The sequence below is a fragment of the Rhizobacter sp. P3_C12 genome, assembly GCF_056402735.1.
This window is the reverse complement of sequence record NZ_JBFUGW010000083.1, coordinates 1-23,989: the sequence shown is the minus strand read 5'-3', so window position 1 is coordinate 23,989 and position 23,989 is coordinate 1. Positions and strand designations below refer to the sequence as shown.

Sequence of the window (23,989 nt, the reverse complement as noted above, 5' to 3'; positions counted from 1 at the left end):
GTCAACGCCACCTGGGCCTGCGTCGCGACCTCGTCGTCGTCGAACGTGCGCATCTACAACAACAGCTGCTACAACACCGCCACCGCCGGGCAGGGCTCGATCTTCCTGTCGAACGAGTCGGAGGTCGGGCAGGCCGGCACCGGCGTCGAGATCGTCAACAACATCATCTACGGCTCGGGCAACCGGCCGGTGATCAAGGTCAACGCCGACGCGCTGACCGACTTCACGACGCTGCGCATCAGCGGCAACATCTACTGGACGAGCAACGGCGCGCCGACCTTCTCGCTGAAGGACACGCAGGTGCCGGCGGGCCAGTGGTCGACGCTGTACAACACCATCACCGGCCTGACCGACGCCAGCCGCGTGCTCGACCCGCAGTTCGCGAGCACCACCGGCGGCACCCCGCTGACGCTGAAGGCCACGAGCCCGGCGATCAACACGGGTGTGCCGACCGCCCTGGTGGCGAAGGACTTCCTCGCGAAGGCGCGCCCGCAGGGTGGCACGATCGACGTTGGTGCGTATGAATACTGATCGGAGCACGGTGATGCATCGCTTCTTCCACATCACGCTGGTGGTTCTCGCAGCCGTCGCGGCCTGCAGCGGCGGCGGTGGCGGCGACTCGGCCGAAGCCGCGCCCGGCACGCCCGGCACGCCGGGCACCGGCGACGGCACCGCGTTCAGCTTCCTGGCCTATGGCGACAGCCGGGCCGGCGGCGGCTGCGACGGCAACGCCATCCACATCAACCTGGTGAGCAAGATGGCGGCCGAGGCCGGCGCGGCCTTCGTCTTCAACACCGGCGACATGATCACCGGCTACGACAAGTCGACCAACTGGGTGCAGCGCGGCGATTGCGCGGCCGATGCCTCGAAGGGCAGCTTCAAGGAGATCATCGCGCCGCTGCAGAACAAGGCGCCGGCGGCCGGGCTGCCGGTGTACTACTTCCCGGTGGTGGGCAACCACGACGACAACTTCGGCGACGGCTGGTACCCCGACAAGTTCGGCAACGGCTTCTGCGACGTGTTCAGCCAGGCGACGGTGCAGAAGCTGGTGCCCAACCACACGCAGGCCAAGGCCTACTTCCAGGACTGGACGCGCCCCGACATCCAGCACCTGACCGACAGCGCGTTCTATGCATCGGCCTGCGCCAAGGTGCGCGGCGTGTATGCGGAGTTCATGTACTACTCGTTCGACTACAAGAACACGCACTTCACGGTGATGCACCTGAATTCGGACTACTACAACCTGATGGAGTGTTCGAACAACTGCAACGCGGCGAACGAGGGCAACTACGACTCGTACTACTACAAGCACCAGCTCGACTGGCTGCGTTACGACCTGGCGAAGGCGGCGGCCAACCCGGCGATCAAGAACACCATCGTGCTGACGCATGCGCCGCTGGTGACCTACTCCGACGGGCACGCGGCGAACGCGTCATGGAACACGCTGCTGCAGGAGTTCAGCAAGTACAAGGTGAAGATGGTGATCTCGGGCCACAACCACGTGTACGAGCGCTCGGTGCCGGTGTATGCCGACAGCGCGAACCCGGCGGGCGCGCGCGACGATGCGAAGGGCACGGTGTACGTGATCACCGGCGGCGGCGGCTCGGAGCTGGCCGGCTTCCGCGCGATCGGCACCTTGAATGCCAAGGCCACCGCCGCCAACCACTACCTGCGGCTGGACGTGAAGGACTCGACCATCACGGTGAAGGCGATCGGTGCCGATGGCAGCACCATCGACACCTTCACGCGCTGAGCGGCCTTACTTGCGCAGGCGCGCCAGTTCGGCCTGCGTTTCCTGCCACAGCTCCATGCCGATGTTCGCGCCGATGCCGGCATTCACCCGCGTCAGCTTGTCGCGCATGCGGCCGGCCTCGACCGCCGACAGCTCGTTGATCTGCATGCCCTTGGACTTCAGGTCGGCCAGCGCCTTGCCGGCTTCTTCACGCGTGTCCTTGCGCTCGAAATCGCGGCTCGCCTTCGCGGCATCGGCCAGCACCTTCTGCTCGTCCTTCGACAGGCCGTCCCACCACTTCTTGCTGACCAGCACGATCCACGGGCTGTAGACGTGGTTGGTGACGCTGAGGTACTTCTGCACCTCGAAGAACTTGCTCGACAGGATGGTGTTGTACGGATTCTCCTGGCCGTCCACCGTGTTCGTCTCCAGCGCGCTGAACAGCTCGGAGAACGGCAGCGGCACCGCGTTCGCGCCCAGCGTCTTGAAGCTGTCGAGGTAGACGTTGTTCTGCATCACGCGCAGCTTGACGCCGTTCAGGTCTTCCAGCTTCGTGATCGGCCGCTTGCTGTTGGTCAGGTTGCGGAAGCCGTTCTCCCAGTACGCGAGGCCGACCAGGCCCTTCTCCTGCAGCCTGGCATTCACCTTCTGGCCGATCGGGCCGTCGAGCACCGCATCGGCTTCCTTCGCGTTGTTGAACAGGAACGGCGTGTCCCACAGCGCCATCTCCTTCGTGATGCCGACCAGCGTCGCGGTCGAGCCGACCATCATCTCCTGCGCGCCACCGATCAGCGCCTGCTGCATCTGCACGTCCGGGCCGAGCGCGGAGGCGCCGATCGCGCGCACCTTCATCTTGCCGCCCGACGCGCGCTCGACCTGCTCGGCGAAGAACTTCGCAGCGCGGCCCTGGTTGCTCTGCTCGTTCAGCCCGTAGCCGAAACGGATCAGGCGCGGCTTGATGTCCTGTGCGAAGCCGGCGAGCGGCGCAGCCAGGGTGGCGGCCGCGGCGGCGGCCACGAGCGTACGGCGAATCATGTTCATGGTGTGTCTCCTCAGGGAATGAAGGAAGGAAAAGGGAAATCTCCGTGCGATGGCCTCAGCGCATCCAGTGCACCGGCGCGATCACGATCTGCGGGAACACGACGAACAGCGCGAGCAGCAGCACGTAGACCAGCAGGAACGGGTTGACGCCCTTGATCACGCTGCTCATCGGCAGCCGGCCGACGCCGGCCACCACGTTCAGCACCGTGCCCACCGGCGGCGTGATCAGGCCGATCGCGCCGTTCAGGATGAACATCAGCCCGAAGTAGACCGGGTCGATGCCGGCCTTCACCGCGATCGGCAGCATCACCGGGCCGAAGATCAGGATCGTCGGCGTCAGGTCGAGCGCGGTGCCGATCAGCACCAGCACGATCATCATCACCGCCATCAGCAGGCGCGGGCTCTCGACCAGCGGGCCCAGCCAGTTCGTCAGCACGCTCGGCAGGTCGGCGAGCGTGATCATGTAGCTCGCGACCTGCGCGCCGGCGCACAGGAACATCACGATGGCCGTGGTCTTGGCCGCGCGCACCAGCACGCCGCCGACCTCGGCGACGCGCATTTCGCGGTGCACGAACAGCGCCACCACCAGCGCGTAGAAGGCCGCGACCACCGCCGCCTCGGTCGGCGTGAAGATGCCGCTCTTCATGCCGCCGATGATGATGATCGGCATCAGCATCGCCCAGAAGGCCCGGGTGGTCGCCTTCACGCGCTCGCRCATCGGCAGCGGCGTGCCCTTCGGCAGCTCGATGCGGCGCAGCACCCACTTCCACGCGCAGATCAGCCCGACGCCCATCAGCAGCCCCGGCACGATGCCGGAGATGAACAGCGCCGAGATCGAGGTGTTGGTCGTCACGCCGTAGATCACGAACGGCATCGACGGCGGGATGATCGGCGCGATGATCCCGCCCGACGCGATCAGCCCGGCCGAGGTCGCCATCGGGTAGCCCTGCTGGCGCATCATCGGCAGCAGGATGGTGGCGAGCGCCGCGGTGTCGGCCAGCGCCGAGCCGCTCATGCTGGCCATCAGCACCGCCGCGCCGATCGCCACGTAGCCGAGGCCGCCGCGGATGTGGCCGACCCAGGCCTGCGCCATGTCGATGATGCGGCGGCTGATGCCGCCGGAGTTCATCAGCTCGCCGGCCAGGATGAAGAACGGCACCGCCAGCAGCGGGAAGCTGTCGATGCCGGCCACCAGGTTCTGCGCCAGCAGCTGGGTGTCCCCGAAGCCGAGCACCCAGGCCATGCCGGCCCCGGTGAGCACCAGCGCGAGCGCCATGTTCATGCCGATGCCCATCAGCAGCAGCATGCCGGCCGAGAAGACGATGAAGGCGAGACCTTCGGGCGACATCACTCGACCTCCGCGCCGTGGCCCAGCGCGATCGGCTGGTTCCGGATCAATTCGACGAGCGCCATCGCGCCGATCGCGAGCGCGCACAGGAAGGCCGGCAGTGGCAGCAGCGCCGCCGGGTAGCCGAGCACCACCGAGCGGCTGTCCATGCCGACCACCACCTGCTGCCACGCACCCCAGGCCAGCATCGCGCAGGCCGCCACGACCAGCACGCGGATCAGCACCGTGAGCAGCCGCAGGGCGAGCGGCTTGCGCTGCAGCGCGCCGAGCAGGCTGGTGAAGGCCATGTGCTCGCCCAAGGGGTAGGCGGCCGTCGCGCCGATGAACACCATCCACACGAACAGCAGCCGCGACAGCTCCTCGCTGGCCGCGACGCCACTGCCGAAGCCGTAGCGCAGCACGACGTTGATGAACACCGCCACCGCCATCACGCCCAGGCAGGCGCCCATCGCGAGGTTGGCGAGGCGCAGCAGCGGGTGCGGCCGCGCGGAAGCGGGCGCAGAAGAAGAGTCGGTCGTCATGGAGTCTCCGTGGCATGCAGCCAGGCCGAGATGCGGGTCTGCAGTTCGGCCAGCGGCGCGGTCGCGTCGACGCGCAGCACGCGCGGCTCGCCGACCGGGGATTCGAGCGTCTCGAACTGGCTGTCGACCAGGGTGGCCGAGAAGAAGTGCGCCGACGCCCGCGCGGTGACGCGCGCCAGCGCCTGCTCGCGCGTCAGCTCGAGGAACACGAAGCGCAGCGCCGGGGCCGCGGCGCGCAGCCGCTCGCGGTAGGCGCGGCGCAGGGCCGAGCAGGTGAGCACGATGCCCTGCGGGTGCGCCGCCAGCTCGCCGGCCAGCGTCGTCAGCCAGCCGTCGCGGTCGGCATCGGTCAGCGGGATGCCGCGGCTCATCTTGTCGCGGCTGGCCGCGCTGTGGTGATCGTCACCCTCCACCAACTGCAGCCGCTCGGCCTGCGCGACCACCGCGCCCACCGTCGATTTGCCGCACCCGGCCACACCCATCATCACCACCGAACCGATCATCTGCCGCCGCACGAGAAGAACTGGAAAACAAAACCTGGAGGCGCCGGGCCGCAAGCAACCCAGACAGCGCTGTCCTCCGCAGCAAGGCGGTGGATATCAGGGGAATCACTGCATCATCTTCGTTGCAGGACAGCGCTATCCTAGTGAACAATGATTCGCCCACCGATGCGGACTTTCCCTGATGGGGCCCGCTTGATCAACCCGCCATGACGACCGACGCCACCTTCACCAGCCCCACGCCTTCCCGCCCGCGCGCCACCGGCCGCGTGACGCTGGCCGACGTGGCGCGGCTGGCCGAGGTGAGCCCGATCACGGTGTCGCGCGCGCTGCGCGGCGAGCGCGCGGTGCACCCCGACCTGGTCGCGCGCGTCAAGAGCGCCGCGCAGCGCCTGGGCTACGTGCCCGACCCGGCGGCGCGCGCGCTCGCGTCGCGGCACAGCGCGCACGTCGCGGTGCTGATCCCGATGCTGTCGAACGCGCTGTTCGTCGACCTGCTCGAAGAGGTGCAGCGCACGCTGCGCGCCGCCGGCTACCAGAGCCTGATCGGCGTCACGCACTACGACATCGGCGAAGAGGAGCAGCTGCTGCGCGAGCAGCTGCAGCACCGCCCGGCCGGCCTGATGGTGACCGGCCTCGATCGCAGCGAGGCCACGCGGGCGCTGATCGCGCAGAGCGGCGTGCCCTGCGTGCACCTGATGGAGCTGTCGGAGGTGCCGGGCGTCTACAGCGTCGGCTTCTCGCAGGCCGATGCGGCGGCGGCGCTGACGCGCCACCTGCTGTCGCGTGGGCGGCGCCGCATCGCGTTCGCCGCCGCCCAGCTCGACCCGCGCACGATGCAGCGGCGCGAAGGCTGGCGGCGCGAGCTGAAGCTGGCCGGCGCCTACGACGCGACGCTCGAATGGCTGAACCCGGCGCCGTCGTCGCTCGCGCTCGGCGGGCAGATGCTGGAGCAGATCCTCGAGCTGAAGCGGCCGGTCGACGCGATCTTCTTCTGCAACGACGACCTGGCGCAGGGCGCGCTGCTGGCCGCGCTGCGGCTGGGCGTGGCGGTGCCGGAGCGCATCGCGGTCGCCGGCTTCAACGACCTGACCGGCAGCGACCAGATGCTGCCGGCGCTGACCACCGTGCGCACGCCGCGCGGCGAGGTGGGCGCGGCGGCGGCGCGCATGCTGCTTGCGCTGATGCGCGGCGAGAGCGTCGCGCAGCCGGCGGTGGATGCGGGTTATCAGCTGATGGTGCGCGCCAGCACCTGACGTTTTCTCCGGTACGCTTGCGCGTCCGGACCGTTCCGGCCCGCAACCGACCCCACGCCGTCGTGTCCGACCTGTTCCGCCGCCAGGCCATCGACCACCAGCGCCAGAAGTTCCACGGCGCCATCGTGCTGACGCGCAGCCCGCAACAGGCCGCGTGGACGGTGTTCTTCGTGCTGCTGGTGCTCGCGCTGGTCGCATTCGCGGCCACACAGGGCTTCGCACGCCAGGAAACCGTCGGCGGCGTGCTGCTGCCGAGCGGCGGCGTGCTGCGGCTGGTGGCACCGCAGGCCGGCGTGGTGCTGGCGGGCGGTGCCGCGCAGGGGCAGCAGGTGGCGGCCAACGCGCCGGTGCTGCGCTTGTCGGCTGAACAATCCAGTGCGCAGGGGCCGACGCAGTCGGCCGTCGCCGACTCGCTGAGCAGCCGCCAGCAGGCGCTGCGCGATGAACTGAAGCAGCAGGCCGAGCAGGCCCGCCAGCAGGCCGCCGCGCTCGATGCGCGCAGTGCCAACCTGGAGGCTTCGCTGAAGCAGCACGAGCGCGAGATCGCGTTGCAGCGCGAACGCGTCGCGGTGATGCTGGACATCGCCGCGCGCTACCCGGAGCTGGTGCGCTCGGGCGCGGTGTCGCCGGTCGAGGTGGCCGAGAAGAACGCCGAGGTGCTCGACCAGCAGTCGCGCCTGGCCACGCTGGAGCGCCAGCGGCTCGCGCTGCAGCAGGACCTGGCCGCCACCCGCGCGCAGCGCCAGGCCGTGCCGCTGCAGGCCGACCGCGAGGGCTCGCAGCTGCGGCGCGAATCGCAGGCGCTGTCGCAGCAGCAGGCCGAGAACGAGGCACGTCGAGAGACCGCCGTGCTGGCGCCGCAGGCCGGCCGCATCGCCACCGTGCTCGCCAGCCCCGGCCAATCGGTCGCGGCGGGCCAGTTGCTGGCCACGCTGCTGCCCGGCGGCAGCGGTGGCGCACTCGAAGCCGAGCTCGACGTGCCGACGCGCGCCGCTGGTTTCGTGAAGCCGGGCACGCCGGTGAAGCTGCGCGTCGATGCGTTCCCGTATGCGCGCTTCGGGCAGTTGCCGGCGCACGTGCGCGAGGTGTCGCAGAGCGCGGTGAGCGCCGTCGACAGCCTGTCCGGTGACGTGGCGGGTGGTGCGGCGGGTGGTGCGGCGGGCGGCGGCACCTACCGCGTGCGCGTCGTGATCGACCCGACCGACAGCGCCGCGCTCGCCTGGCGCGACGCGCTGAAGGCCGGCATGCGCGTGCAGGCCAGCCTGGTCGCCGAGAAGCGCACGCTGATCGAATGGGTGCTGGAGCCGCTGGCCGGCCTGCAGGTGGCGGCGCGATGAGCCTCGAACAAGACCCGGTGCCGCCCGGCGTGACGCGGCGGCTCGGCCTGTCGCGCCACCTGCCGGTGATCGTGCAGACCGAGGCCACCGAATGCGGGCTCGCGAGCCTCGCGATGATCGCCGTCTACCACGGCATCGACACCGACCTGCCGACGCTGCGGCTGCGCTTCGCGCTGTCGCGCAAGGGCACCAACTTCGAGAGCATGGTGCGCATCGCCGGTGCGCTCGGGCTGGACAACCGGCCGCTGAAGCTCGAGATGGAGCACCTGCCGCAGCTCCAGCTGCCCTGCGTGCTGCACTGGGACATGAACCACTTCGTCGTGCTGAAGTCGGTGTCGGCGCGGCGCATCGTGATCCACGACCCGGCGATCGGCGTGCGCAGCTTCACGCCGGAAGAGTTCGCCCAGCACTTCACCGGCATCGCGATGGAGCTGACGCCGGCCGCCGGCTTCGAGCCGCGGCGCGAGAAGCTCGAGTTCACGCTGCGCGGGCTGATGGGGCGCATCACCGGGCTCGGGCCGGCGCTCGGGCAGATCCTCGCGCTCGCGGTGGCGCTCGAGGTGGTGGTGATCGCGCTGCCGTTCTACCTGCAGTGGGTGGTCGACCACGGGCTGCTCGCGGCCGATCTCGACCTGCTGGCGATCCTCGCGATCGGCTTCGGGCTGCTGGTGCTGCTGCAGACGGGCCTCGGCGCGGTGCGCGGCTGGTGGGTCGCGACGCTGAGCGCGCGGCTCAATTTCCAGTGGCTGGGCAACGTGTTCGGCCACCTGGTGAAGCTGCCGCTGGAGTTCTTCGAGAAGCGGCACGTCGGCCACATCATCTCGTGCTTCGGCTCGGTGACGGTGATCCAGAAGACGCTGACGACCAGCGTGGTCACCGCGCTGGTCGATGCGCTGATGGTGCTCGGCACCGCCGCGATGATGGCGGCCTACAGCCTGAAGCTGCTCCTGGTGTCGCTGGCCGCGATGCTGCTGTACGCCGCGCTGCGCTGGTCGGTGTTCCGGGCGCTGCGCGCGGCGAGCGCGGAGGAGATCATCCACGCCGCGCGGCAGCAGACGCACTTCCTCGAGACCGCCAGCGGCATCCAGAGCGTGCGGCTGTTCGGCCGCGGCAACCTGCGCCGCGCCGGCTGGATGAACATGCTGGCCGACCAGTTCAACGCCGGCCTTCGGGTGCAGCGCGTGCACATCGGCAACGAGACGGCGCAGACGCTGCTGTTCGGGCTGGAGCGGGTGCTGGTGGTGTGGCTCGCGGCGCGCTCGGTGCTGGCCGGCAGCTTCACGGTGGGCATGCTGTTCGCGTACATGGCCTACAAGGAGCTGTTCTCGACACGCGTCGCGTCGATGATCGACAAGCTGTCGGAGCTGGCGATGCTGCGGCTGCACGGCGAGCGCGTGGCCGACATCGTGCTGGCCGAGGCCGAGGCGGCCGAGGGGCTGGCGGGTGCCAACGCGGTCGAGGTCGACCTGTCGCGCCGGCCGGCGCGCATCGAGCTGCGCGGTGTCTCGTACCGCTACGCGAGCACCGAGCCGTGGGTGCTGGAGAACGTCAACCTGACGGTGGAAGCCGGCGAGTGCCTCGCGCTGACCGGTGCCTCGGGTTGCGGCAAGACGACGCTGGTGAAGGTGATGCTCGGGCTGCTGCCGCCGACGCAGGGCGAGGTGCTGTTCGACGGCACGCCGATCCTGCACCTGGGTCTCGCGAACTACCGCGCGCTGATCGGCACGGTGATGCAGGAGGATCGGCTCTTCTCCGGCTCGCTGGCCGACAACATCTGCTTCTTCGATGCCGAGCCCGACATGGCGCGCATCGAGGCCTGCGCGCAACTCGCAGCCATCGAGAGCGAGATCCAGGCGATGCCGATGGGCTACCACACGCTGGTCGGCGACGTGGGCGTCGGCATCTCGGGCGGGCAGAAGCAGCGCGTGCTGCTGGCGCGCGCGCTGTACCGCGCGCCGCGCATCCTGGTGCTCGACGAAGCCACCAGCCACCTCGACCTGCGCAACGAGCAGACGGTGAACGACGCGGTGGCGGCGATGCAGCTGACGCGCGTGGTCGTCGCACACCGGCCGGACACGATCGCGATGGCGGACCGGGTGGTGGTGATCGAGCAGGGGCGGGTGGCGGGGGAGGAGCCTACCCCCACCCCACGTCGCGCGGATGCCGCATCGCCGAGCTGACGATCTCCAGGTCCTTCGCCTCGACGCCGAACTGCTCGAACCAGGTTCGCCACTCGCGCACGCAGCGGGCGATGCGATCGACGGTCTCGCGGGCCTGCTCTTGCGTCAGCCCGAACATCGGCGCGCGGCTCAGCGCATTCGGCAAGGTCGCCAGCCGCCCCTCCGCACCGACGCTCAGGTGCAGGTAGCGCGTGTGCGCCACCTGCGGCTTCGGCAGCACGTCATACAGCGGGCTGAGCGTCCAGCCCTTCGCCTGCGGCTGCCACACGAAGGCATGGTTGCGCAGGTGGTCGTCGTCGTTGCTGACCAGGATGTTGAAGACCATGCGGCCGAACAGCTCCGTGCGGTCGCCCTGCACCCGTCCCGCCGCGCCGATGGCGGCGAGCTTCAGCGAGATGTCGGCATACGACGCCTGTGACGACTGCGACTCGTGTAGTTCGAGCGCGGTCAGCGCACTGATGGCGTGGCGCCGCGCGAAGCCGCCTTCGCTGGGGTAGCGGTCGAAACGCTCGATCAGCATCACGTCGCGGCCGTCGGGCAGGCGCAGCAACTCGGTCGCCGGCACGGTCAGGCCGCAGGTGCGCGCCAGCTCCAGCGTGGCGCGCTCCACCGCCGGGATGTTGAAGCGGTCGCCGACCGACGGGAACTTGGCGAGGTACTGGACGCCGTCCTTCACCACCACCGCCTTCGGACGGGCGCCGCCCATGCTCGGGCCGGCATCGAACAGCTGCTCGAGTTCGTGCGGCACCGGTTCGCTGCGCTGCACCCTGTCGGCCGCGTCGAGCAGGTAGCGCACGTCGGCCACCGGCACCAGCCGGCCCCGGGTCTCGTCGTGGTCCAGGCCCGGTCGGATGTCGAGCGCGCCGAACCGGTTCGACCCGGCCTCCATCAGGTAGCGCGTCTCGGCCAGTGCATTTGGTGGCGCCTTCAGGATGTTCTCGATGACCCGCCGGCCCCACATGTCGGGCATGGCGTCGCGCACGGCACCGAAGAACTCCAGGCCATTGGAGGGTTCGTACGTGCGTTGCGAGCCGGGAACCGCGGTGGCCAGCGACAGCGTCGCGGCATCGATCGGAATGGCCTTGGGCCGTTCGAGGTACTTCGCCCCGAAGCCGAAGCTCGACGACACGACCGCCAGCCCCTCTTCGACGATGGACAGTTGCCCGGCCGGAACGGCCTTCAGCTCGCCCGGCAGCCAGGCGAAGACGACACCCTTGAATTCAGAAGGCATAGGGGTCCTCCTCGGCGTCCCTGCCCCTCGATCCGGTGGCGCGCTTGCGCTGTTCGAGCTGGCGCCGGGCTCGGCCGGCGGCGTCGGCATCAGGGTCGGCAGCCCTTTGGAGAATCGGCAACAGGTTGGAGACTTCCATCGCGGACAGCCACGAAGAAAAGCTGACCGCGGGGTCGCCCCGCTCGATGCGCTGCAAGGTGGCGACGCTCATGCGGRCACGCTCCGCAAAGTCGGCCTGCGTGAGGTTGCGCGCCAGGCGGGCCAGGCGGATCGCCGCCCCCAGCTGGCCGGAGGCCGCGACGGACGCAGGGCTGGCAAAGGCGGCTTCGGGACGGCGCATGACTTCTCGCAGTCAAAGGAATGCATCATATCTGATGCATTGACAAAGCAATAATCCATCATATTTGCTGCCTTAATAAGATAAGGTAGCAATTAAGCTGTAAACCGCCTCAAACTGAATCGGTCCATTCGTCCCTGTTTCATCCCCCGTCGAATGCGGAGCCAATCGCCGCCGCAACCTCAGCAGCCAGGCTCTCCTGCAACAGCGCCGGAAACTCCTTCTTCAGCTTGTTCGACACCAGTCCTCCGCTGTCGCGCACCGAACGGATGATCCGGTCGATGTCGGCGTCAGGCCCCTCGATGAACTGCTTGACCCGTTCGCGCGCGGTGCGAAGGCTGCGCAGATGACGCGCTTCCTTGCGCATTTCCTGCTCGAGGGTCGATTGCACGACCTCGGCCAGGTACTCCACGTGGTCGGTCAGGTCGGGATAGCGCCACGCAGGCAAGGCGTCGTCGTAGGCATCGAAGCGAAGGTTGCTGCGCACCCCGTCGTCTGCCACCTCTTCCGCGCCGAAGCGCCAGGCTTCGGCGTACTTGCGCATCAACGGTCGCGAGAACAACTCGAGCACCTCGTCATAGCCACGCCGGCGGACGACGCTGCTGATGATCGTGGCCGACACCGGCAGGATGAACGGCGTCGCCACCGCACCATCGCGCCGCAGCGTGTCGTTGATCAGGAAGCGCGAGATCCGCCCGTTGCCGTCGGACATCGGGTGGATGTAGACGAAGCCGAACGACAGCACCGCCGCCCGCACCAGCGCCGACGCGCCGGCCGTGCGTTCTGCAAAACTTCGCAGCCCGGACAGCAACGCGGGCGCGTCTTCCCAATGAGGCGCGATGTAGTAGACCACCTCGATGAAGCCATCGATCTCACCGACGAACACCGGTGAGCGGCGCACGCCGTAACGCGTCGCGCGCGGGCCGAGAATCTGCGATTGCAGCTCGCCCAGCGCGTCGATCGACAAGGGGTCGTCGCCCTGGCCGCAACGCTGCTCCATCGCCGATGCAAAGCGCCGCACGCGATCGACGTGCTGCTCTTCGTGCTCGATCGCGAAGCTCGCCCGGCTTTCCTTGACCGTCAGCCAGACCACGCTGCGCAGCAACAGGTCGGCGCCGAACTCGACTTCAAGCGCGGCGAGTTGCTTCGCACAGTCGTAGTCCTCGGCTTCGCGCACACGGGCCGTGCGCAGCACCATGGGGCAATAGTCTCGTGTGCCCGGCAGGTTGTCGCGAACCCGCCAGCGCGGGTCGTTCACGACCCGGCGCGCGGTCACGCAGGATTCCTCGTCGAGCGCGGCCACGTAGTTGCCGGACGCGACGCCCGCGAAGGCCAGCCGGTGCCCCGTCAGGTACTCGTAGAAGAAGCAGGCCCGGCGCGCATACTGGCCGGTCGGTTCGGCGGCGATCCAGGCCTCCAGCACCGACACCTCCACCACGGCGAACAGGCGTGCCAGGAACTCGAGGTGGACGCCCTCTCGTTTCAACGCGAAGGCCAGATGCCCGGGCACGGTGTCCGAGGGCCGGGCCGACGCCGGGTAGTGCTCGCGAACGTAGCCGTTCTCGCTGACGGTGCTGCGAGAGCCGGCAATGGCGCTGACGGTGCGAAAGGCCTGCACCGGCGCCACGCCGTGGCGCTCGGCCAGCCACTGGTAGCCGATCCAGTCGGTCACTTCGGAATCCCGGGTTCGTGATGAAAATCGATTAACGGCCCGAGATATTGATTAGAAATCGACCAATCGTCAATAAAACGATTACAAACCCTTCACTTCACCGGCTTGAACGCGATCACGTCGACTTCCACCTTCGCGTCCACCATCAGCCGCGCCTCGGTCGTCGAGCGCGCCGGTTTCCCGTTCGGAAAGTAGCTCATGTAGATGCGGTTGAACGCGCCGAAATCGCGCGCGTCCTGCAGCCAGCAGGTGCTCTTGCAGACGTCGTCGAAGGTCGCGCCGGCCAGTGCCAGCACCGCCTTCAGGTTCTCCATCACCTGGCGCGTCTGCGCCTCGATGCCGCCGGCGACGATCTCGCCGTTCGCATCCGCCGGGACCTGCCCCGACACGTAGATGAAGTCGCCGGCGCGCACGGCCGGAGAGAACGGCCGCGCCTGGCGGTCGGAAGCCACCGGCGGGGCGCCAAGGTATTCGAGGGGCATGGAAGACTCCTTCAGGGTGAAAACAGTGCAGCTGCGCACCATAGATGTGAAAGTGTCTTTCAGTCAACACCATCACATGGCGGGTAAACCCCGATTATTTGGCACGGCGATTGCTCCATAGTCGCGTCGTTCTGAAAAATACTTTCAGATTCCAGCCGTTCTGCTTCTTGGAGAGCCCGCCATGTCCCGCACCGACTCCCTCCCCCGCCGCACCCTGCTGAAGCTGCCCGCCGCGCTCGGCCTGGCCGCCTGCCTGCTCGGCGCCGCCGGCACCGCGCAGGCCCAGGGTCCGCGCAACTTCGCGACGCTCGCGATGGTCGGCGAGCCGCAGACGCTCGACCCGATGGCCTCCACCGCCGACCTGGTCGGCACCATCATGCAGCACGTCTACGAGCCGCTCTACACCTTCGACGCGAAGTGGAACGTGGTGCCGATGCTGGCCGAAGCGCAGCCCAAGATCAGCGCCGACGGCAAGACCTACACGATCACCCTGCGCAAGGGCGTGATGCTGCACAGCGGCCGCGAACTGAACGCCGACGACGTGGTCGCGAGCCTGCAGCGCTGGATGGAGCAGGCGCCGCGCGGCAAGGCCGTCGGCAAGGAGCTCGACAGCCTCAAGGCGACCAGCCCGCTGGCGGTGCAGATCGTGCTGAAGAACCCGTATGCGCCGCTGCTGGCCCAGCTCGCGCTGCCGAGCGGCATGGCCGCCATCATGGCCAAGGAGGCGATCGCGACGCCGCTGAAGGAGTTCGTCGGCACCGGCCCGTACCGCTTCAAGGAGCGCAAGCCCGATGCCTACGTGCTGCTGACGCGATTCGACAAGTACAGCGCCCGCAAGGAGCCGGCGAGCGGCTACGCCGGCAAGCGCGAGGCGCTGATCGAGGAGCTGCGCTTCGTGCCGGTGCCCAATGCCAACACCCGGGTCGAAGGCGCGCTCGCCGCGCAGTACGACTTCGCCGACCTGCTGCCGGTCGAGGCGCTGTCGCGGCTCGAGAAGGCGGCCGGCAAGACGGTGCCGATCCTGACCACCTCGTTCGGCTTCCCATACCTGGTGCTGAACACCAAGGAAGGCGTGGCCGCCAGCGTCGGCGTGCGCCGCGCGCTGCAGACCGCGATCGGCGAGGGCGAGATGCTGGCCGCCGGCTTCGGCGACACCCGCTTCTTCAGCGCCGAGGGCAACCACTTCCCGAAGGGCTCGCCGTTCTACTCGAACGCCGGCACCGATGCCTACAACCAGCGCAATGCGAAGAAGGCCAGGGACGACGCCGAGAAGGCCGGCTACAAGGGTGAGCCGGTGCGCGTGCTGACGAGCCGCCAGTACGACTTCCACTACAACATGGCGCTGCTGATGGCCGAACAGCTCAAGCGCGCCGGCTTCAAGGTCGAGCTCAACGTCGTCGACTGGGCGACGCTGGTGCAGCGCCGCAACGACTCGAAGCTGTGGGACCTCTACGTCACCCACTCCGGCCAGTTCCCCGAGCCGATGCTGTCGCCGCCGCAACTCGGCGAAGGCGCGCCGGGCTGGTGGAGCTCGCCGGCCAAGCAGGCGGCGCTGGCGGCCTTCAACCAGGAAACCGATGCGGCGAGGCGCGGCGCGCTGTGGGGCAAGGTGCAGCAGGTGGTGTACGACGAGGTGCCGTACATCAACGTCGGCCGCTTCAACGGGCTCGCGGCACGCAGCCTGGCGCTCGACGGCTACGTGCCGTCGACCTGGCCGTTCTTCTGGAACGCGCGCATCAAGTAAATCCCTTAGGCAGCCGATGCACCGCTACCTCCTCTCCCGCCTCGCCGGCATGCTGGCGGTGCTCGCCATCGTCGCGGTGATGGTGTTCGTGCTGACGCGCGCCGCGTCGGGCGACCCGATCTCGGTGCTGCTGGGCGACCAGGCCACCGCCGAGGACATCGCCCGCGTGCAGAAGGACTACGGCCTCGACAAGCCGCTACCGGTGCAGTTCGCGTACTGGCTCGGCGAGGTGCTGCACGGCAACCTCGGCCAGTCGATCTTTTTGCAGCGCCCGGTCACGCAGGCGCTGTGGGAACGCGCCGAGCCGACCACGCTGCTCGCGCTGATGGCGGTGGCGATCGCGGCGCTGATCGGCATCCCGTGCGGCATCGTCTCGGCGGTGTACCGCGGGCGCTGGCTCGACCAGGTCGTCACCGGCGCCGCGATGCTGGGCGCCAGCATCCCGAGCTTCTGGTTCGGCATCGTGCTGATCCAGCTGTTCGCGGTGTCGCTCGGCTGGTTCCCGGTGTCGGGCTATGGCGCGCCCGATGCACCACTCGCCGAACGCATCCATGCGCTGATGCTGCCGTCGCTGGTGCTGGGCGTGCTGAACTCGGCGCTGATCATCCGCTTCACGCGCGCGTCGATGCTCGACGTGCTGGGCGAGGACTACGTGCGCACCGCGCGCTCGAAGGGCCTCGGCGAAGGCACGGTGGTGCTGAAGCACGCGCTGCGCAACGCGCTGGTGCCGGTCGTCACGGTGCTGGGCCTGACGGTCGCGCTGATGATCGGCGGCGCGGTCGTCACCGAAACCGTGTTCGGCCTGCCCGGCATCGGCAACCTGGTGGTCAACGCGGTGCTGCGGCGCGACTACCCGGTGATCCAGGGCGCGCTGCTGGTGATCGCGGCGATCTACGTGCTGATCAATTTCGCGATCGACCTGCTGTACGTGGCCGTCGATCCCCGGGTGAAACTGTGAGGATGTCGAAGTGAGAATGCCGCGCCTCCTTCGACAACTGATGCACCGCCGCATCGTGATGGTCTCGGCCGCGCTGCTGCTGGTCATCGCAGTGCTGGCGCTCGGCGCACCGTGGTTCGCGTCGTTCGACCCGAACGACACCGCGGTGCTCGACCGCCTGAAGGCGCCGAGCGCCGCCCACCTGCTCGGCACCGACGAGCTCGGCCGCGACCTGTACGCGCGCATCGTGCACGGCGCGCGCTACTCGCTCGCGATCGCCGCGCTGACCGCCCTCGGCTCGGTGCTCGCCGGCACGCTGCTCGGCCTGGTGGCCGGCTTCTTCCGCCGGCTCGACACGCCGCTGATGCGGGTGGTCGACGCGATGATGTCCTTCCCCGACATCCTGCTCGCGATCGCGCTGGTCGCGATCCTCGGGCCCTCGCTGCTGAACGTGGTGCTGGCGCTGGTGCTGGTCTACACGCCGCGCGTCGCGCGCGTGGTGCGGGCCTCGACGCTGGTGGTGCGCGAGCTGCTGTTCGTCGAGGCGGTGCGGGCGCTCGGCGTGCGCACCTCGCGCATCCTGTGGCGCCACATCCTGCCGAACCTGCTGTCGCCGATCCTGGTGCAGGTGTCGTTCATCTTCGCGTACGCGATCCTGGCCGAGGCCGGGCTGTCGTTCCTCGGCGTCGGCGTGCCGCCCGAGATCCCCACCTGGGGCACGATGGTCGCCGGCAGCCAGCAGTACGCCGATCGCGCCTTCTGGGTCGTGCTGTTCCCCGGCCTCGCGATCATCCTGACGGCGCTGTCGCTGCAGATCCTCGGCGACGGCGTGCGCGACCTGCTCGACCCCAAGCTGAAGAAGACGCTGTGATGACCACGAACCGCCTCACCGTGACGGGCCTCAGCACCTGCTTCCCGACCGAAGACGGCCTGGTGCGCTCGGTGGCCGACGTCAGCTTCGGCATCGCGCCCGGCAAGACCACCGCGATCGTCGGCGAATCGGGCTCGGGCAAGTCGGTCACCAGCCTGACGCTGATGCGGCTGCTGCCGAAGACCGCGCGCGCGCAGGTGGCCGGCAGCGCGCGCTTCGTCACGCGGGCCGGTGCCGAGGTCGACCTGCTGACGCTGCCCGATGCGCCGATGCGCGCGCTGCGCGGCAACGAGCTGGCGATGATCTTCCAGGAGCCGATGACCAGCCTGAACCCGGTGTTCACGGTCGGCGAGCAGATCGCCGAGAGCGTGCGGCTGCACAAGCGGCTGGACCGCAGCACCGCGCTCGCGCACGCGAAGCGCATGCTGGATCTCGTGGAGATCCCCGCTGCCGCGCAGCGCCTGCACGAGTACCCGCACCAGCTGTCGGGCGGCATGCGCCAGCGCGTGATGATCGCGCTGGCCATGGCCTGCGACCCGACCCTGCTGATCGCCGACGAGCCGACCACCGCGCTCGACGTGACGATCCAGGCGCAGATCCTGGTGCTGATGCGCCGGCTGCAGGCCGAGACCGGCATGAGCATCCTGTTCATCACGCACAACCTCGGCGTGGTCGCGCACCATGCGGACGAYGTGGTCGTGATGTACGCCGGCCGCGTCGTCGAGTCGGCGCCGGTGCGGCCGCTGTTCGCCTCGCCCGCGCACCCGTACACGCAGGGGCTGCTGGCCTGCCTGCCGGGCAAGGCGCACGCGGCAGGGCAGCCTCGGCCGAAGCGCTTGTTCGCGATCCGCGGCCAGGTGTCGAGCCCGCTCGCGCCACCGCCGGGCTGCGCGTTCGAGCCGCGCTGCGACCAGGCGATCCCGGCCTGCGCGCAGGCGGTGCCGCCGCTCGCGGACACTGGTGAATCGCGACAGGCGCGCTGCATCCGCGTGCCGTCGCTGGAAAGGAATGCGGCATGAGCGATGCAGCCACCCCGCTGATCGAGGTGCGGAACCTGAAGCGCTATTTCGGCAGCAGCGACAAACCGGTGCGCGCCGTCGACGACGTGTCGTTCGCGATCCGCGCCGGCGAGACGCTGGGCCTGGTCGGCGAATCCGGCTCGGGCAAGAGCACGATCGGCCGCACCGTGCTGCGCCTGATCGAGCGCACCGCCGGCCAGGTGCTGTACCGCGGCGACGACCTCGGCGCGCTGTCGGCCGAGCGCATGCGCCGCCTGCGCAGCAAGCTGCAGATCATCTTCCAGGACCCGTACGCGAGCCTGAATCCGAAGATGCGCATCAGCGCGATCCTCGACGAGGCGCTGTCCACGCACGGGCTCGCGAAGGGCCGGCGCAAGGAGCGCATCGCCGAGCTGCTCGACCTGGTCGGGCTGCGGCCGGAGCATGCGAGCCGCTTCCCGCACGAGTTCTCCGGCGGCCAGCGGCAGCGCATCGGCATCGCGCGGGCGCTGGCGGTGGAGCCGGAGTTCATCGTCGCCGACGAGCCGCTGTCGGCGCTCGACGTGTCGATCCAGGCGCAGGTGATCAACCTGCTGGCCGAGCTGCGCGAGCGGCTGTCGCTGACGATGCTGTTCATCTCGCACGACCTCGACGTGGTCGAATACCTGTGCGACCGCGTGGTGGTGCTGTACCTGGGCCGCGTGATGGAGGTGTCGACGACGGCCGAGCTGTTCGCGCGGCCGCTGCACCCGTACACGCAGGCGCTGCTGGCCGCGAGCCCGAAGCCCGACCCGCTGGACAAGACCGAGATCATCCCGCTGAAGGGCGACATCCCGAGCCCGATGAACCCGCCGTCGGGCTGCGTGTTCCGCACGCGCTGCCCGAAGGCGATCGATGCGTGCGCGCAGACCATTCCGCCGCTGGAAGAGAAGGCGCCGGGGCGATTCTCCGCGTGCATCCTGTGAAGCTGAATCACTCCCCTCCCGTTCACCCTGAGCAGGGACCGAGCTTGTCGAGGGCCCGTGTCGAAGGGCTGCCTCCGAAGCGACTCGACCAGGGCTTCGACAGGCTCAGCCCGGCCCTTCGACAAGCTCAGGGCGAGCGGGAGCGGAGTCCATTCGCAAAGAGAGTCACCCCATGACCAACGACCTGATCGACCCGCTGCTGCAACCCGGCCTCAAGGGCTACCCGCTGACCGCTTCGCCGCGCCGCCGCAGCGAAGTGGCCGCCGCCGGCTGGAACGTGCTGGCCGGCGACCTGCCGCTGCCGCTCGCCGTGCTGAAGCGCGAGGCGCTGGAGCACAACATCGCGTGGATGCAGCAGCGCACGAAGGACTGGGGCATCGAACTCGCGCCGCACGGCAAGACGACGATGTCGCCGCAGCTGTTCCGCCGCCAGCTCGATGCCGGCGCCTGGGGCCTGACCTTCGCGACGGTGAACCAGCTCGCGATCGGCGTCGCCGCCGGTGCGCGCCGCACGCTGATCGCCAACCAGGTCGTGCACGACGCCGACCTCGCGGCGATCCAGGCGCTGCTGCGCGGTCATGCTGACCTGCGCATCGTGTTCCTGGTCGACTCGCTCGCGCAACTCGACCTGATCGAGGCCTGGGCGCTGGCCCACCCCGGTGCCCTGCCCTTCGAGGCGATGCTCGAAGTCGGCGTCGCCGGCGGCCGCAGCGGCGTGCGCACCGATGAAGAAGCCGCCACGCTCGCGCGCCGGATGCACGCGAGCCCGGCGCTGAAACTGGTCGGCATCGAGTGCTACGAAGGCCTCGGCGCCAAGGGCGAGATCGATGCCGACGTGCCGTATGCGAAGGCGCTGATGGACCGCGTCGAGGCGATCGCGAAGACCGCCGATGCCGAGGGCCTGTTCGATGCCGACGAGGTGCTGCTGTCGGCCGGCGGCTCGGCCATCTTCGACCTGGTGGCCGGCCGGCTCACGCCCTCGCTCGCGCGACCGGTGCGCGGCCTGCTGCGCTCCGGCTGCTACGTGACGCACGACCACGGCTTCTACAAGCGCATGGTGAACAGCGTCGAGGCGCGCCTGGGCTGCGGTTGCGGCGAGACGCTGCACCCCGCGATGGAGGTCTGGGCGATGGTGCAGTCGCGGCCGGAGCCGGGTCTCGCGATCCTCGCGGTCGGCAAGCGCGACATCTCGTTCGACCTGGCGCTGCCGGTACCGATCGCGCGTGCGGCGCGCGGTGCGCGGCAGACCTCGCCGGTGCCGGCGGGCTGGTCGATTACCGGGCTGAACGACCAGCATGCCTACCTGCGCTGGGCCGCGGATGACGAAGCCACCGCCCCCGCGGTCGGCGAACGCATCGGCCTGGGCATCTCGCACCCCTGCACCACCTTCGACAAATGGCACTGGATGCCGGTCGTCGAGAACGACTACCGCGTCAGCGACGCCGTGGCGATGCACTTCTGAATGGATGACCCACCCCCGAAGCGCCTTCGGCGCTCCCCCCTCAAGGGGGGCGCCGCCAGCGGCCCGGCAAAGCCGGTTCCGCGGCGGCCGCTTGATCGGCCGCTTCTTGGCATGGACGGCATGAGCGCAACAGAGACCTGAGATGACACGAACCTTGCTGGAGAACGTGGCCGCGGCGCGCGAAGGCGCACCCACCGCACGCCGCGCGATCCTCGACCTGATCCTCGACGACCCCGATCGCGTGCTCGAGGAAAGCTTCGAATCGCTGGCCGGACGCGCCGGCAGCTCGGTGCCCACCGTGATGCGCACCTGCCGCGACCTCGGCTTCGCCGGGCTGCGCGAGTTCAAGCTCGCGCTGGCCCATGCGCTGGCGCTCGGCGGCTCGCCGCTGCACCGCCGCGTCAACATCGAGGACAGCGCCGACGAGGTGGTCACAAAGATCTCGCGCAGCGCCGCCGCGTCGGTGGCCGGCGTGCGCGCGCAGCTCGACATGGCCGCGCTCGGCGCCGCCGTCGACGCGCTCGCGGTCGCGCGCCACGTCGACCTGTACGGCGCCGGCTCCACCTCGTGGTTCATGRCGCAGGACCTGCAGGCGCGGCTGTTCCGCCTCGGCCTGTCGGCCACCGCCTGGGCCGACTACCACCTGCAGCAGGTCGCGGCCGCAGCGCAGGACGAGCGCGGCGTCGTGATCGCGATCTCGCACGTCGGCGGCATGCCCTCGCTGCTCGATTCGGTCGACATCGCCCGCGCGCAGGGCGCGAAGGCGGTCTGCATCACGCGCCCCGGCACGCCGCTGGCCGAGCGCGCCGACATGCTGATCGCGCTGAGCGTGCCCGACGACGCGGTGATGCACGTCGGCATCGACGCCTACCTGACCCACCTGACGGTGATCGAGATCCTGACCGTGCTGGTCGCGCAGCGGCGCGGCGACCCGGCCGTGCAGCGGCTGCGCTACGTGCGCGAAGCACTGCAGCGCCACGGCATCGACGTGCGCACGCACCCGCTGCAGAGTTGGGATGGCGGCGGCGTGGGGAACAAGCCATGAGCGTGTTGGCCACCCTGTTCCAGAATGGGCTCGTGATCGACGGCTCCGGCACGCCCGGCTGGACCGGCGACGTGCTGATCGCCGGCGACCGCATCCTGCGCACCGGCACCGGGCTRCGCGATCGGCTGCCCGAGGGCCTCGCGCCCGAGGAGGTCGAGACCGTCGACTGCACCGGCCTCGCGATCGCGCCCGGCTTCATCGACGCCCACACGCACGACGACGCGATCGTGCTGCGCGATCCCGACGGCCTGCCGAAGCTGTCRCAGGGCATCACCACCGTGATCACCGGCAACTGCGGCATCTCGCTCGCACCCTACGTCACCGAGGCCGCGAAGGCGCCGCTGAACCTGCTGGGCGCCGGCTCGTTCCGCTACCCGACGATGGCCGCCTACCGCGATGCGGTGCAGGCCGCGCAACCGTCGCTGAACGTCGCCGCGCTGGTCGGCCACACGACGCTGCGCTTCGCCGCGGTGCCCGATCTCTCGAAGCCGGCCTCGGCCGACGAGCGCGCGCGCATGGCCGCGCTGCTCGAGGCCAGCATGGCGGAAGGCGCGCACGGGCTGTCGTCCGGGCTGTTCTACGAAGAGGCCTACCCGGCGCCGGCCGACGAGGTCACCGAGCTCGCGCGCATCGTCGCGCGCCACGGCGGCATCTACGCGACGCACCTGCGCAGCGAGATGGCGCAGATCATCGAGGCGCTGCACGAGGCCGGCGACACCGCGTTCGCGGCCGGCGTGCCGTTGGTGATCTCGCACCACAAGTGCGCCGGCCCGGCCAACTGGGGCCGCACCCGCGAGACGCTGCCGCTGATCGATGCGCTCGGCACGCGCCAGCCGGTCGCGATGGACGTGTACCCCTACGTGGCCGGCTCCACCGTGCTGCGCGAGGACCTGGTCGACGGCGTGATCGACGTGATGCTGACCTGGAGCGACGCGCACCCGGAGCACACCGGCCGGCTGCTGTCGGCGATCGCCGACGACTGGGGCGTCGACCAGAAGACCGCCTGCCGCCGGCTGCAGCCGGGCGGCGCCTGCTACTTCCAGATGAACGAGGACGACGTCGAGCGCGTGATCGCGCACCCGCGCACGATGATCGGCTCCGACGGCCTGCCGCACGACCGCCACCCGCACCCGCGGCTGTGGGGCGCGTTCCCGCGCGTGCTGGCGCGCTACTGGCGCGAGCGCCGGCTGTTCACGCTCGAGCAGGCGGTGCACAAGATGACCGGGCTGACCGCGCGCAATTTCCGCATCGCCGAGCGCGGCCTGCTGCGCCCGGGGATGATGGCCGACGTGGTGGTGTTCGACCCGGCGCGCATCGCCGACACCGCCACCTACGACACGCCGATCAGCGCCAGCATCGGGATTGCCTCGGTGCACGTGAACGGCGTGCGCGCCTATGCTGCCGGACCGGTGCCGCAGGTGTTGCAGCGCGCCGGGCGGATGTTGACGAGGGGAACATCGGATGTCGTCTGAACAGATGCTCGAGAAATCGCTGGACGTGCTGGCCATCGGTGAAGCCATGGCCGAGTTCAACCAGCAGCCCGACGGCCGCTACCTCGCCGGCTTCGGCGGCGACACCTCGAACTGCGCGATCGCGGCCGCCCGCATGGGCGCGCGCACCGGCTACCTGACGCAGCTCGGCGACGACCTGTTCGGCGAACAGCTGCTGTCGCTGTGGCGCAGCGAAGGCATCGCGACGCAGGGCGTGCACCGCGTCGCCGGCGCCGAGACCGGGCTCTACTTCGTGACGCATGGCGAGGGCGGCCACCGCTTCTCGTACCGCCGCGCCGGCAGCGCCGCGAGCCGCATGCGCCCCACCGACCTGCAGCCCGGCCTGGTGCAGGGCGCGCACTGGCTGCACTGTTCGGGCATCTCGCAGGCGATCAGCGCATCGGCCTGCGACGCGGTGTTCGAGGCCATCGCCCGCGCGCGCGGCGCCGGCACGCAGGTCAGCTACGACCTGAACTTCCGCCCGGCGCTGTGGCCCGCGGCCCGCGCACTCGCGATCGCGCGCGAGACGCTGGCGCACTGCGACCTGTTCTTCCCGAGCATCGACGAGATCGGCGCGCTGACCGGGCTGCTGCGGCACGACGACATCCTGCGCTGGTCGCACGACCAGGGCGCGAAGCGGGTCGCGCTGAAGCTCGGCGCATCGGGCTGCCTGGTGTCGGACGCGAACGGCGCGCGCCTGATCGCGCCGCACCCGGTGACGCCGGTCGACGCGACCGGTGCCGGCGACTGCTTTGCCGGCGCGCTGCTCGCGCGGCTGTCGGCCGGCGACACGCTGGACCGCGCGGCCCGGCTGGCCAACATCGCCGCGGCGCTCAGCAC

22 protein-coding genes are annotated in these 23,989 nt (G+C 69.6%); 14 read left to right on the top strand and 8 right to left on the bottom strand.

Going from position 1 to position 23,989, the window contains the following annotated elements:
* A partial coding sequence (locus AC1DXV_RS15045; protein ID WP_477934266.1) for a choice-of-anchor Q domain-containing protein occupies positions 1–531 on the top strand: 531 nt, incomplete at its 5' end.
* 13 nt (positions 532–544) lie between these two features.
* Positions 545–1,753 (top strand): metallophosphoesterase, encoded by a 1,209-nt coding sequence (locus tag AC1DXV_RS15040; RefSeq protein WP_477934264.1) that lies wholly within the window; start codon positions 545–547, stop codon positions 1,751–1,753.
* A 6-nt stretch (positions 1,754–1,759) separates the two neighbouring features.
* On the opposite strand, the gene AC1DXV_RS15035 is transcribed toward AC1DXV_RS15040, so the two are convergent.
* From AC1DXV_RS15035 to AC1DXV_RS15020, 4 genes are read right to left on the bottom strand one after another with little or no spacing between them, the layout of a single operon-like run.
* Positions 1,760–2,773, bottom strand: coding sequence for a TRAP transporter substrate-binding protein (locus AC1DXV_RS15035; protein WP_477867510.1), 1,014 nt, complete (start codon positions 2,771–2,773; stop codon positions 1,760–1,762).
* 55 nt (positions 2,774–2,828) lie between these two features.
* The gene (locus AC1DXV_RS15030) at positions 2,829–4,121 is read right to left on the bottom strand and encodes a TRAP transporter large permease (RefSeq protein WP_477934262.1); all 1,293 of its coding nucleotides are present in this window, start codon (positions 4,119–4,121) and stop codon (positions 2,829–2,831) included.
* Complete coding sequence (locus tag AC1DXV_RS15025; RefSeq protein WP_477867506.1) at positions 4,121–4,642, bottom strand: TRAP transporter small permease; 522 nt, start codon at positions 4,640–4,642, stop codon at positions 4,121–4,123. Before AC1DXV_RS15025 ends, AC1DXV_RS15030 begins: the two co-directional genes overlap by 1 nt.
* Positions 4,639–5,124, bottom strand: a complete 486-nt coding sequence (locus AC1DXV_RS15020; RefSeq protein ID WP_477934268.1) for a gluconokinase — start codon at positions 5,122–5,124, stop codon at positions 4,639–4,641. The genes AC1DXV_RS15025 and AC1DXV_RS15020 overlap by 4 nt, the downstream gene beginning before the upstream one ends.
* Positions 5,125–5,351: 227 nt before the next feature.
* On the opposite strand from AC1DXV_RS15020, the gene gntR reads away from it, so the two are divergent.
* The 3 genes from gntR to AC1DXV_RS15005 all read left to right on the top strand — a co-directional run bounded on the left by gntR (position 5,352) and on the right by AC1DXV_RS15005 (position 9,915).
* Complete coding sequence (gntR, locus tag AC1DXV_RS15015; RefSeq protein ID WP_477867502.1) at positions 5,352–6,398, top strand: HTH-type transcriptional regulator GntR; 1,047 nt, start codon at positions 5,352–5,354, stop codon at positions 6,396–6,398.
* 62 nt (positions 6,399–6,460) lie between these two features.
* Positions 6,461–7,735, top strand: coding sequence for an HlyD family secretion protein (locus AC1DXV_RS15010; protein ID WP_477934260.1), 1,275 nt, complete (start codon positions 6,461–6,463; stop codon positions 7,733–7,735).
* Complete coding sequence (locus tag AC1DXV_RS15005; protein ID WP_477934258.1) at positions 7,732–9,915, top strand: peptidase domain-containing ABC transporter; 2,184 nt, start codon at positions 7,732–7,734, stop codon at positions 9,913–9,915. Before AC1DXV_RS15010 ends, AC1DXV_RS15005 begins: the two co-directional genes overlap by 4 nt.
* On the opposite strand, the gene AC1DXV_RS15000 is transcribed toward AC1DXV_RS15005, so the two are convergent.
* The 4 genes from AC1DXV_RS15000 to AC1DXV_RS14985 form a co-directional block, all read right to left on the bottom strand.
* Entirely contained in the window at positions 9,872–11,146 is a 1,275-nt protein-coding gene (locus AC1DXV_RS15000) for a type II toxin-antitoxin system HipA family toxin (protein ID WP_477870930.1), read from the bottom strand. The genes AC1DXV_RS15005 and AC1DXV_RS15000 overlap by 44 nt on opposite strands.
* Positions 11,136–11,486: a helix-turn-helix domain-containing protein gene (locus AC1DXV_RS14995; protein ID WP_477934256.1), complete on the bottom strand. Its 351-nt coding sequence runs from the start codon at positions 11,484–11,486 to the stop codon at positions 11,136–11,138. Before AC1DXV_RS14995 ends, AC1DXV_RS15000 begins: the two co-directional genes overlap by 11 nt.
* Before the next feature lie 139 nt (positions 11,487–11,625).
* Positions 11,626–13,155, bottom strand: coding sequence for a Fic family protein (locus tag AC1DXV_RS14990; protein WP_477934254.1), 1,530 nt, complete (start codon positions 13,153–13,155; stop codon positions 11,626–11,628).
* Positions 13,156–13,247: 92 nt separating this feature from the next.
* Entirely contained in the window at positions 13,248–13,637 is a 390-nt protein-coding gene (locus AC1DXV_RS14985) for a RidA family protein (protein WP_073463741.1), read from the bottom strand.
* Positions 13,638–13,818: 181 nt separating this feature from the next.
* Here AC1DXV_RS14985 and AC1DXV_RS14980 point away from each other — a divergent pair, with 181 nt between their 5' ends.
* From AC1DXV_RS14980 to AC1DXV_RS14940, 9 genes are all read left to right on the top strand, one after another.
* Positions 13,819–15,381, top strand: coding sequence for an ABC transporter substrate-binding protein (locus AC1DXV_RS14980; protein WP_477934252.1), 1,563 nt, complete (start codon positions 13,819–13,821; stop codon positions 15,379–15,381).
* A gap of 16 nt (positions 15,382–15,397) precedes the next feature.
* On the top strand, positions 15,398–16,339 hold the full coding sequence (locus tag AC1DXV_RS14975; protein ID WP_477866268.1) for an ABC transporter permease: 942 nt from the start codon (positions 15,398–15,400) through the stop codon (positions 16,337–16,339).
* 10 nt (positions 16,340–16,349) lie between these two features.
* A complete protein-coding gene (locus AC1DXV_RS14970; protein WP_477866270.1) occupies positions 16,350–17,189 on the top strand; it encodes an ABC transporter permease in 840 nt (279 codons plus the stop codon).
* Positions 17,189–18,208, top strand: coding sequence for an ABC transporter ATP-binding protein (locus AC1DXV_RS14965; RefSeq protein ID WP_477934250.1), 1,020 nt, complete (start codon positions 17,189–17,191; stop codon positions 18,206–18,208). The genes AC1DXV_RS14970 and AC1DXV_RS14965 overlap by 1 nt, the downstream gene beginning before the upstream one ends.
* The gene (locus AC1DXV_RS14960) at positions 18,205–19,152 is read left to right on the top strand and encodes an ABC transporter ATP-binding protein (RefSeq protein ID WP_477866274.1); all 948 of its coding nucleotides are present in this window, start codon (positions 18,205–18,207) and stop codon (positions 19,150–19,152) included. The genes AC1DXV_RS14965 and AC1DXV_RS14960 overlap by 4 nt, the downstream gene beginning before the upstream one ends.
* A 172-nt stretch (positions 19,153–19,324) precedes the next feature.
* Positions 19,325–20,614: an amino acid deaminase gene (locus tag AC1DXV_RS14955; RefSeq protein ID WP_477866276.1), complete on the top strand. Its 1,290-nt coding sequence runs from the start codon at positions 19,325–19,327 to the stop codon at positions 20,612–20,614.
* A 142-nt stretch (positions 20,615–20,756) separates the two neighbouring features.
* Positions 20,757–21,659: a MurR/RpiR family transcriptional regulator gene (locus AC1DXV_RS14950; RefSeq protein WP_477934248.1), complete on the top strand. Its 903-nt coding sequence runs from the start codon at positions 20,757–20,759 to the stop codon at positions 21,657–21,659.
* The gene (locus AC1DXV_RS14945; RefSeq protein ID WP_477866280.1) at positions 21,656–23,131 is read left to right on the top strand and encodes an N-acyl-D-amino-acid deacylase family protein; all 1,476 of its coding nucleotides are present in this window, start codon (positions 21,656–21,658) and stop codon (positions 23,129–23,131) included. Before AC1DXV_RS14950 ends, AC1DXV_RS14945 begins: the two co-directional genes overlap by 4 nt.
* On the top strand, positions 23,121–23,989 hold an 869-nt coding region (locus AC1DXV_RS14940), incomplete at its 3' end, for a sugar kinase (protein WP_477934246.1). The genes AC1DXV_RS14945 and AC1DXV_RS14940, both read left to right, overlap by 11 nt.